This window comes from Daejeonella sp. (assembly GCF_037719425.1).
Classification (GTDB): Bacteria; Bacteroidota; Bacteroidia; order Sphingobacteriales; family Sphingobacteriaceae; genus Daejeonella.
The window spans coordinates 1-9584 of sequence record NZ_JBBJNI010000158.1; the positions used below are offsets into that span (position 1 = coordinate 1).

The 9584-nt window shown below is 42.2% G+C and carries 11 protein-coding genes; 7 read left to right on the plus strand and 4 right to left on the minus strand.

Going from position 1 to position 9584, the window contains the following annotated elements:
• From WKF69_RS16530 to WKF69_RS16540, 3 genes are all read left to right on the plus strand, one after another.
• A partial coding sequence (locus WKF69_RS16530) for a peptidase domain-containing ABC transporter (protein WP_340383317.1) occupies positions 1–1655 on the plus strand: 1655 nt, incomplete at its 5' end.
• Positions 1642–1914 carry an HTH domain-containing protein gene (locus WKF69_RS16535; RefSeq protein WP_340383319.1) on the plus strand — a complete coding sequence of 91 codons (273 nt, stop codon included), beginning with the start codon at positions 1642–1644 and terminating at the stop codon, positions 1912–1914. The genes WKF69_RS16530 and WKF69_RS16535, both read left to right, overlap by 14 nt.
• Positions 1915–2100: 186 nt before the next feature.
• Entirely contained in the window at positions 2101–2247 is a 147-nt protein-coding gene (locus WKF69_RS16540) for a hypothetical protein (protein ID WP_340383321.1), read from the plus strand.
• Positions 2248–2320: 73 nt separating this feature from the next.
• Here WKF69_RS16540 and WKF69_RS16545 read toward each other — a convergent pair whose 3' ends face one another.
• Positions 2321–2638 (minus strand): septum formation initiator family protein, encoded by a 318-nt coding sequence (locus tag WKF69_RS16545; protein WP_340383323.1) that lies wholly within the window; start codon positions 2636–2638, stop codon positions 2321–2323.
• 138 nt (positions 2639–2776) lie between these two features.
• Between WKF69_RS16545 and WKF69_RS16550 the strand changes: the two genes are divergently transcribed.
• A complete protein-coding gene (locus tag WKF69_RS16550; protein ID WP_340383325.1) occupies positions 2777–3289 on the plus strand; it encodes a hypothetical protein in 513 nt (170 codons plus the stop codon).
• 58 nt (positions 3290–3347) lie between these two features.
• Here WKF69_RS16550 and eno read toward each other — a convergent pair whose 3' ends face one another.
• Entirely contained in the window at positions 3348–4643 is a 1296-nt protein-coding gene (eno, locus tag WKF69_RS16555; RefSeq protein WP_340383327.1) for a phosphopyruvate hydratase, read from the minus strand.
• 123 nt (positions 4644–4766) lie between these two features.
• Positions 4767–5867: a glutamine-hydrolyzing carbamoyl-phosphate synthase small subunit gene (gene carA / locus WKF69_RS16560; RefSeq protein ID WP_340383329.1), complete on the minus strand. Its 1101-nt coding sequence runs from the start codon at positions 5865–5867 to the stop codon at positions 4767–4769.
• Between the two features lie 279 nt (positions 5868–6146).
• Between carA and panB the strand changes: the two genes are divergently transcribed.
• Together panB and WKF69_RS16570 are read left to right on the plus strand one after the other, a co-directional pair.
• Positions 6147–6962, plus strand: a complete 816-nt coding sequence (gene panB / locus WKF69_RS16565; RefSeq protein ID WP_340383331.1) for a 3-methyl-2-oxobutanoate hydroxymethyltransferase — start codon at positions 6147–6149, stop codon at positions 6960–6962.
• Positions 6963–6976: 14 nt separating this feature from the next.
• Entirely contained in the window at positions 6977–7711 is a 735-nt protein-coding gene (locus WKF69_RS16570) for an RluA family pseudouridine synthase (RefSeq protein WP_340383333.1), read from the plus strand.
• A 421-nt stretch (positions 7712–8132) separates the two neighbouring features.
• Here WKF69_RS16570 and WKF69_RS16575 read toward each other — a convergent pair whose 3' ends face one another.
• Positions 8133–8975 carry an oxidoreductase gene (locus WKF69_RS16575; protein ID WP_340383335.1) on the minus strand — a complete coding sequence of 281 codons (843 nt, stop codon included), beginning with the start codon at positions 8973–8975 and terminating at the stop codon, positions 8133–8135.
• 260 nt (positions 8976–9235) lie between these two features.
• Between WKF69_RS16575 and WKF69_RS16580 the strand changes: the two genes are divergently transcribed.
• On the plus strand, positions 9236–9584 hold a 349-nt coding region (locus tag WKF69_RS16580; protein WP_340383337.1), incomplete at its 3' end, for a phytanoyl-CoA dioxygenase family protein.

Genomic DNA, 9584 nt, shown 5'->3' on the forward strand with positions numbered 1-9584 from the left:
CAACCGCAATTTTTATTCAGAATATCGTCGATCATGTAATTGTTGATAATAATTACAAGTTTCTAAACCTGATGGCCTTCGGAATGATCCTGGTGCTTTTACTGCGTGTGGGCATCGATGTGCTAAAAAATGTTTTCATTTTACGGACAGGCCAGCTAATAGATACCCGACTAATACTTGGTTATTACAAGCACTTGTTAAAGTTGCCTCAGCAATTTTTTGATACGATGCGTGTGGGAGAGATCACTTCGAGGGTTAGCGATGCAGTTAAAATTCGTCTTTTCATTAACGACATATCAATAAACCTTATCGTGAGCATTTCTATGCTGATTTCTTCATTAGCATTAATGTTTACTTACTATTGGAAGCTGGCTCTCGCGATGTTACTTACTGTGCCAGTCTATTCCCTCATCTATTTTATTACAAACATGCTCAACAAACGAGCACAGCGCAAATTAATGGAAGACAGTGCTGAATTAGAATCGCAGCTCTTAGAAAGCCTGAATGCAATCGGAACAATAAAGCGATTCTCTCTGGAGCAATATTCAAATGATAAAACTGAGTCGAGGTTTATTGTACTTCTAAAGACAATATATAGATCCGGCATGAACTCACTATTCTCGGGAGCTTCTACAGAGTTTACCTCGCAATTGTTCGTGATCATATTGTTATGGGTTGGTTCTGGTTATGTACTAAACCGGCAAATAAGCCCGGGTGAATTATTATCTTTTTATACCCTTATCGCATACTTCACCGGGCCAATCACATCCCTTATCGGAATGAATAAGGTGGTCCAGGATGCGCTTATTGCGTCAGATAGGTTGTTTGAGGTCATGGACCTCGAGCGGGAGACAGAAACAAATGAAAATCAAATTAAACTGACTCCTCAGAATATTGGTAACATCCGGTTCAGCCGTCTGTCATTTCGATATGGTACCGGTGTCGATGTGTTTTCTAATCTTGATTTGGACATACCCTTGAAAAGGATGACTGCTATCGTCGGTGAGAGTGGCTGTGGGAAATCCTCGCTGGTATCGCTTCTGCAAAACATTTATCCGTTTTACTCGGGAAATATTTATTTCGGGGTAAATTCAATTAAGTATGTCACCAATACGTCTCTACGGGAAATTGTAGCCGTGGTTCCGCAGGTAACTGATCTGTTTTCCGGCAGTATCCTAAGTAACATTACCATTGGAAGGGAGGAGATTGATATGCAGAAAGTTTTAAAAATCTGTATTCAATTGGGTATCATCGATTTTATCGACAAACTTTCTGATGGATTTCAGACGAACATTGGTGAGAACGGTGTAGCTTTATCTGGCGGCTTCAGACAACGTATCGCGATAGCAAGGGCACTCTATAGAGACCCAGAGATCCTGATACTCGACGAAGCAACTTCCTCACTTGATCCCTTGTCCGAAAATCACGTTCTTGATACAATAGCTAATTTCTTAGAAAAGGGAAAAACGGTAATTGTCATCGCTCACCGGCTAAGCACAATTCAAAGAGCTGATAAGATCATAGTGTTTAAAAACGGTCGTGTCGAAGAAGAAGGAACACACTCTGAACTAATCGCCAGAAGATCTGAATATTATTCCCTCTGGACTAAGCACCTGCCCCGGGATATAGACTTTCCTGCTTATGAAATTGCTTGAACAAATTGAGAGAATAAACCGGCTGCATGAGTTGATAAAGTATCGCAGAACAGGTACCCCCGGGGAGCTGGCTAAGCGACTTAAATTATCCACGTCCATGGTATATAAGGTAATGGAGGAGTTGAGGCTCAAAGACGCACCAATTGAATATTCCAAGCAACTCGGAACCTATTATTACTCCCAACCATATCTGATGAATATCAATCTTGAATTTCGGCTGCTGGAAGACGAAGAGAATTTAACTGAGACGATTCTCTAACTCACAGTCCTGCAAATAGATTGCCGTAAACTAAGTACGTTAGTACACTTATCAGCCAGATCACTCAATTCTAATTTTTTTACACTGAGCGTTAGTTACTTTGATAATCGCGACAAATGCTGAACAGCAAAAGGCAGAAACCGAAAAGCCTTAAAAGAGTAGGTGATTATTTCAATTTATGAAGCAATGAAAACATTAAAAAACATCCACGGCTTAACTGAACTGAAGGTAAGTGAACAAACTAAAATAAGTGGCGGCGAAAGCCTCTGGTATCATCTGGGTTATGCATTGGGCAATGGGTATAGATTTATTTCGGACGCCCTTTCTAACTAATCTGACCTTCCTGGTGCGTCTGTGTACCTTAGTAATGGGAGTATTTCATATACTCCCATTTTAAAAAATCTCTCTAGAACAAAGAACTTTTGTCTTTTTTCCCCTCTTCCTTAATGATTACAAAAACATCTTCGTTCTCTTTCTTCATCAAATATTTCTCCCGGGCAAATTTTTCAAGCTTGCTACGGTCAGTCGTGAGCTCGGTAAGGTCTTTAACAGTTTTTCCCGATTCTATAGTATAGAATTCCTTTTCGGCTTCTAACTTAGTGAGCTGCTGGCGATATTCGTATTGCGACATCAGGTCATTCCGGTCGAAGAAGAGCATCCATGTAAGGAAAGCTATTCCAGCAATCAGGTATTTATTCTTTATTAGGTTGAAAGCCCGTGTCATAGAAACAAATATAAGTTAAAAAGATATAGGGGGGCATACTCAGGAATTTTTGCCTGCATGTAATTATCAACTTGTTAACATATGCAACTATCCCTAAAATAATATCGTCTACATTTAAACTCAAATCTAAAACTACGTATGAAAAAATTATCTACCTTTTGTTTCTTATTGCTAATAGTTCTAACCTCGATGGCCCAACGCCGGAAAACCGTGTTCCTGGAAGTTTTGGGTAACGGGCTGAAAGCATCGGGCAATTTTGACCTTCGTTTAAAGCCGGATCAGAACGATGGGCTTGGGTTACGTGCCGGAGTAGGCGGCGGCAGTTTTTCCGGATATGATGATCAGGGAAATTCAGCGTCCATTGGTATAATAACCTTTCCCTTGGCTGTTAATTACCTTGTAGGAAAAAAGCGTTCATCTTTCGAAAGCGGGATCGGCATAACACCAATGTATGTCACTGCTTCCGGCACAGTAAATGATAATATTTTTTCGGGAAGCGGGTTAACTGTTACGGGGTTTTTAAACGCTGGATACAGGTATCAACCGTTAAATAATGGATTAATGTTGCACCTAAAGTGGACACCGGCTTTTAATTCTTCAGGATTTTCACCGCAATGGTTTGGTTTAGGCATAGGATACAGCTTTAAATAGAAAAGGCAGGATCAAATCCCGCCTTTTCTATTTCTATTTGCAATTCCCCATTGCCTTTTTACTTTTTTAAATACTTAAAATCTTTCCCAATAAAACGGGCATTAACACCCAGCTCTTCTTCAATACGAAGCAATTGATTGTATTTTGCTATCCTGTCTGAACGGGATGCTGACCCTGTCTTAATTTGTCCGCAGTTTAAAGCAACAGCAAGATCGGCAATGGTGTAATCTTCTGTTTCGCCCGAACGGTGGCTCATTACTGAGGTGTAACCGTTGTTCTGAGCAAGGCTAACTGCATTGATGGTTTCGGTAAGCGAACCGATCTGGTTAACTTTTACCAGGATTGAATTTGCTGTATGCGTGTCTATACCCTGTTGTAAACGTTTTACATTGGTAACAAAAAGATCATCACCTACCAGCTGTACTTTCGAACCGATTTTGTCGGTCAATAGTTTCCAGCCCGCCCAGTCATCTTCAGCCATACCATCTTCAATGGAAATGATGGGATATTTTGAGGCCAATTTAACCAGGTAATCCACTTGTTCAGTGCTCGTAAGAATCGCACCTTTTTCGCCTTCAAATTTGGTGTAATCGTATTTGCCATCTTTATAGAATTCGGAAGCAGCACAGTCAAAGGCAAGGTAAATATCTTTCCCTGCCTTATAGCCTGCCTTTTCAATGGCTTGTAATATCGTTTCAATACCGTCCTCTGTTCCTTCAAATTTTGGTGCGAAACCACCTTCATCACCTACAGCAGTTGATAAGCCCCTGTCGTGAAGGATTTTTTTAAGCGTATGGAATACTTCTGTTCCCCAGCGTAAGGCTTCGGAGAAAGAAGAAGCGCCTGCCGGCATGATCATAAACTCCTGAAATGCAATAGGTGCATCAGAGTGTGAACCGCCGTTGATGATGTTCATCATCGGGATGGGTAAAGTATTCGCATTAACGCCACCAATATAGCGGTAAAGAGGCTGGCGGCTTTCCTGTGCAGCAGCTTTTGCCACAGCCAGGGAAACGCCTAAAATAGCGTTAGCACCAAGATTTCCCTTATTTTCTGTGCCGTCTAATTTTATTAATAAGCTGTCGATGCTGTTTTGCTCAAAAACATCAATGCCATTTAACTCAGGGGCTATCTTATCATTTACGTTAGCAACTGCCGTTAAAACACCTTTACCTAAATACACTGACTTGTCATCATCCCGAAGTTCAACAGCCTCGTGTATACCTGTAGAAGCGCCTGATGGCACTGCCGCGCGGCCTATAATTCCGTTTTCTGTAATTACATCTACTTCTATAGTTGGATTTCCACGGGAATCCAGAATTTGTCTTGCGTGTACGTCGATAATTAAACTCATGATTGTTTTTTAATGTGTAAGAATATTCAGCCTTAGTGTGCAGAGGACACTAATGTATTGTTATTTCAAAATTACTATTTTTTCTTCAATTAGAAACGAAGCTTTAAGCATATGGCTCAAAGCTTAAGGCTTAAGCATCCCGACGAAATCATCGAAGAGATAACGTGAATCATGCGGGCCTGGTGAAGATTCCGGATGGTATTGTACCGAGAAAGCTTTTTTGCCTTTCACCCTTATTCCCTCAATAGACTGGTCGTTCAGGTTTATATGGGTAATTTCAACTTTATCTGATTTGCGGACCTCATCCTGGATAACACCGAAACCATGGTTTTGAGAAGTTACCTCGCAATGGTTGATGATCACATTCTTAACCGGGTGGTTTAAACCGCGATGGCCATTAAACATTTTCATCGTGCCGACATCATTGGCCAGCGCTAAAAGCTGATGTCCAAGGCATATCCCGAAAAGAGGTTTATCTGCTGCCAGGATCTCTTTAACGGTATCAATAGCATAAGGCATAGCAGCCGGGTCGCCGGGACCATTAGAGATGAAATATCCGTCCGGCTGAAATTTCTCCATTTCAGCAAAAGTTGTTTTCGCTGGGAATACTTTTGCAAAAACGCCTCTGGTATCAAAGCTTCTGAGAATATTTTTCTTAACGCCAAGGTCCAGTACAGCTACCTTATGTGCTGCATTTGGATCTCCATATTCGTAAGCTTCTTTGGTAGAAACTTGTGAAGAAAGCTCCAGCCCGTCCATAGACGGAACGGCAGCAAGCTTTTCTTTTAATTTTTCTATATCAAGTATCTCCGAAGAGATGATCGCATTCATTGCGCCTTTATCCCGGATGTGTCTGACAAGTGAACGCGTGTCGACGTCTGAAATACCGACGATATTCTCATCCTGGAAATAATCCTGGATAGAAGTATCCGACATTTTGCGGCTGTAAGCAATATTGAAATTCTTACAAACCAGCCCCGCGATCTTGATATCTCCTGATTCGATCTCTTCATCATGGATGCCATAATTTCCAATATGGGCATTTGTGGTAACCATGATCTGTCCGAAATACGAAGGATCTGTGAAGATCTCCTGGTATCCGGTCATACCCGTGTTAAAACAGATCTCACCAGTAGTGGTACCAATTTTTCCTGCGGCTTTTCCATGGTAAACGGTTCCGTCTTCCAAGAGCAATACTGCAGGTAATTTGATGTAACTATTCATTGATTTTATTTGAAGAATTGAGAAAATAGGCGAAATAAAAGACCAGTTCGGATGAATTCTGGCAGTCTGGAAGGAAGTTTATTACTTCTTTTATCACAAAGGACAAAAGTAGTTATTTATAACTAATACTGAAAGTAAATTTGAGAATTAGCAAATTTGAAAATAAGTAAATTACGAGCGTCTCCACGCAGGGTGGTGCATCGGCAATTTGCTATTTTACTCATTCACTAATTTTCTAATTTATGGTAACTTTGATCAGAATTTACTAAATACAGGCAAATGTCAGTTCATAACGAGGTCAAACGTATCACCACAAACACTATTCTTGGGATGAAGCAAAGAGGCGAGAAGATCGCTATGCTTACATCCTACGACTACTCTATGGCTACCATAGTCGACACGGGTGGAGTCGACGTTATACTGGTGGGAGATTCTGCATCAAACGTTATGGCGGGCCATGAAACGACATTGCCCATTACACTGGATCAGATGATCTATCATGCCGCATCTGTAGTGAGAGCTGTTAAAAGGGCATTGGTAGTTGTTGATCTGCCCTTCGGTTCATACCAGGGTAATTCTAAAGAGGCGTTAAATTCAGCGATCCGGATCATGAAGGAATCGGGTGCACACGCGGTTAAGCTGGAAGGCGGAATAGAAGTGCGTGAGTCGATAGACAGAATCATTACGGCCGGAATACCGGTAATGGGACACCTGGGCCTTACACCGCAATCCATTTATAAGTTTGGTACTTATACAGTAAGAGCAAAGGAACAGGCAGAAGCAGAGAAGTTAAAAACTGATATACTCGTCTTACAGGAGGCTGGCTGCTTCTCAGTAGTGCTTGAAAAGATCCCCGCTAAGCTGGCCGATGAGGTTACTAAAAGTGTTAAAATCCCCACGATTGGTATTGGAGCCGGTCCCCATTGTGATGGGCAGGTTCTTGTTGTTCATGATATGCTTGGCCTTAATAATGGTTTTAAGCCAAGGTTCTTGAGACAATACCTGAACCTGTTCGATCAGATCAACGGGGCTGTCGGCAGCTATGTTAAAGATGTGAAGTCAGGGTCATTTCCTAATGAGTCGGAACAATATTGAGCTAGTAGTCTGGTATGAATAATCCTGATTATAAAAAACCGAAGTTTCCTGCCCAGGTTGCTGATATAACCGATAAGGATATTCTATTTGAGGATAACCATCTGATCGCGGTGAATAAGCGCGCCGGAGATATCGTTCAGGTGGATGATACGGGCGACGAATCCCTTGACGAAAAGGTGAAGAGATACATAGCTACGAAATATAATAAACCAAACGGCGCATTTCTGGGAGTAGTGCATCGCCTGGACCGCCCCGTTAGCGGCGTGATACTGTTCGCCAAGACAAGCAAGGCCCTCGACCGGATCAACAAGATGTTCAAAAGCCGGGATATGCATAAAACGTATTGGGCAGTTGTAAGGAACCGGCCAGCCGTCGAAGAGGGAAACCTGGTGCACTGGCTGGTAAAGAATCCGCAAAAGAACGTCACTAAGGCTTACGATAAAGAAATCCCGGGCAGCCAGCGTGCTGAACTCAATTACAAGCTTATTGGCGAATTAGGCGGTTATTATCTAATAGAAATTGACCCTATAACCGGCCGTCCGCACCAGATCCGCGTGCAGCTTTCGACCTTGAATTGCCCCATAGTTGGGGATAATAAATACGGCTATCCGCGGGGAAGCCTAAAGAAAAGTATCTGTCTGCATGCCCGACGTCTTCAATTCGAACACCCAGTAAAACTGGAACCGGTTAATATTTTTGCACCGTTACCGCAGGACGGTTTCTGGGAGAGGTTTGAGGCGTTGGGATAAATTTGGAAAGTTATAACGAATTTCTAAATAGTTGGATCGTAAATTTAGTTGCAAGTGTTATTTATGATTTGGAGAAGATCGTTGATGATTGTATTGAGCAAATGATTGCTATTTAAGAAATCTAACGGTTTAAATTTGAGCGTTGCCCCGTTGTGCGGGGCCCGCGCTATCCATTTCAATCTTTTTTGCCAGGCAAAAAAGGATTTTCATTCCTATCGCTAACGCCACTAAACGCTGTGAATCCGGAATGTAATTTTCGTTCTTACGTTGGCGCAGCGTTTAGATGCGTTAGGGGGTGAAGTGAAAATCATTTTGGGGCTTGCCTCAAAATATTGAAGCGGAACACCCGGGCCCCGCACAACGGGGCAACGCCAAGAAACTATAAAAACGATATGTTGTTATTCGGCTAATCAAAAAACCCCTATTCCTCAAACCCCGTGTCGACACTTAACTGCTCCCATTCATTCAGCTCCCGTTCCAGAAGATTGATTTTCTTCCGGATTACATCGATCGCGATCTTGCCCAGCGCGAGCCTCAGCGGAGGTTTTTCACTATTCACAACTGTAATGATAGCTTTGGCGGCTTTAACCGGATCTCCCGGTTGCTTGCCGCTGATGCCGTTAATAGCGCGGATCCTTTTACCGGCTGTAGAATCGTAGTCAGGGATAACCCTTGCAGATCTGACAGACGAAGACCCTGCCCAATCTGTTCTGAACGGTCCGGGTTCGACCAGAGTGACACTGATGTTCAAGTCCTTTGTTTCCAGATAGAGAGCTTCAGTAAAACCTTCCAGTGCAAATTTACTGGCATTGTAAAGTCCGAGGCCTGGATTGGAGCTTAAACCAGCAATTGACGAAACCTGAAGGATATGTCCTGACCGCTGGCTTCTCATAATGGGCAGAACAGCCTGGGTGACCGCCAGAACCCCAAAGAAATTGGTTTCCATCTGCTCTCGTGCCTCACTCATGCTTACCTCTTCAGCAGCTCCAAATAATCCGTAACCAGCATTATTCACCAGCACATCAATCCTTCCAAACTGATCAAGGATATGCGTAAGAACCGGTCCGATCTGATCATGCTTATTTACGTCCAGTTGGATTCCGAACGTTTTGCCGTGAATAAGATCAGTAAATTCTTCTGCTTGCCCTGGTTTTCTCAGGGTGCCGAAAACTATATTGCCATTTTGAGCTGCCTCAAGCGCCAGTGCCCGTCCTAAACCACCTGAGACGCCCGTAATTAGCCATATTCTGGAAGATGTTATCATTCGGGCAATTTACCAATAATATAAGAATGAATGGATTTTTGATTGTTTTATCCTTCAGGAGGTCCGGCGTTGTACATATAGAAAGCCCGCGTGAAGCAGGATAGTAAATAAACTTTTATCTGCCGATCTGAATTGATACTGTTAGTTCTGTATTACAAGTTTTAAAATCTGTTAAAAAAGGGCAAATTAGTATCAATATAAGGCAAATTAAAGGTAGAAATGAGATTATAGAACTACGAGATTAGCTTAAAACATTAACTATGGACTATTCACTAACAAAGGAGCAGATTACTGCTTACCATCGCGACGGCTATTTAATTTTTTCCGGTTTTTTTTTAAAAGAAGAAACAGATAAATTGTTTAGGGTTGCTACAAAAGATGCAGCAATAAGCAAAAATTCATACGATCTCAATGACCAGACTGGTAAAAAAACAAAACTTGCTTTGTGGTTTACTCCCGGCGATGACGTTTACGGATTGCTTACCAGAAGCGAACGTATGGTGAACAGTGTAAACCAGCTTTTAGATGGCGATGCAAGTGTTTGCCATTTTCAATCTAAGCTCATGCAAAAGGAACCCAAAGTAGGCGGCGCATGGGAGTGGCATCAGG

Excerpts from the sequence above, each read along its gene's own strand:
- WKF69_RS16535 (WP_340383319.1), top strand. The coding sequence starts at position 1,642 with ATGAAATTGCTTGAACAAATTGAGAGAATAAACCGGCTGCATGAGTTG.
- eno (WP_340383327.1), bottom strand. The coding sequence starts at position 4,643 with ATGAGTTTAATTATCGACGTACACGCAAGACAAATTCTGGATTCCCGT.
- panB (WP_340383331.1), top strand. The coding sequence starts at position 6,147 with ATGTCAGTTCATAACGAGGTCAAACGTATCACCACAAACACTATTCTT.
- WKF69_RS16550 (WP_340383325.1), top strand. The coding sequence starts at position 2,777 with ATGAAAAAATTATCTACCTTTTGTTTCTTATTGCTAATAGTTCTAACC.
- WKF69_RS16575 (WP_340383335.1), bottom strand. The coding sequence starts at position 8,975 with ATGATAACATCTTCCAGAATATGGCTAATTACGGGCGTCTCAGGTGGT.
- carA (WP_340383329.1), bottom strand. The coding sequence starts at position 5,867 with ATGAATAGTTACATCAAATTACCTGCAGTATTGCTCTTGGAAGACGGA.
- WKF69_RS16540 (WP_340383321.1), top strand. The coding sequence starts at position 2,101 with ATGAAAACATTAAAAAACATCCACGGCTTAACTGAACTGAAGGTAAGT.
- WKF69_RS16545 (WP_340383323.1), bottom strand. The coding sequence starts at position 2,638 with ATGACACGGGCTTTCAACCTAATAAAGAATAAATACCTGATTGCTGGA.
- WKF69_RS16570 (WP_340383333.1), top strand. The coding sequence starts at position 6,977 with ATGAATAATCCTGATTATAAAAAACCGAAGTTTCCTGCCCAGGTTGCT.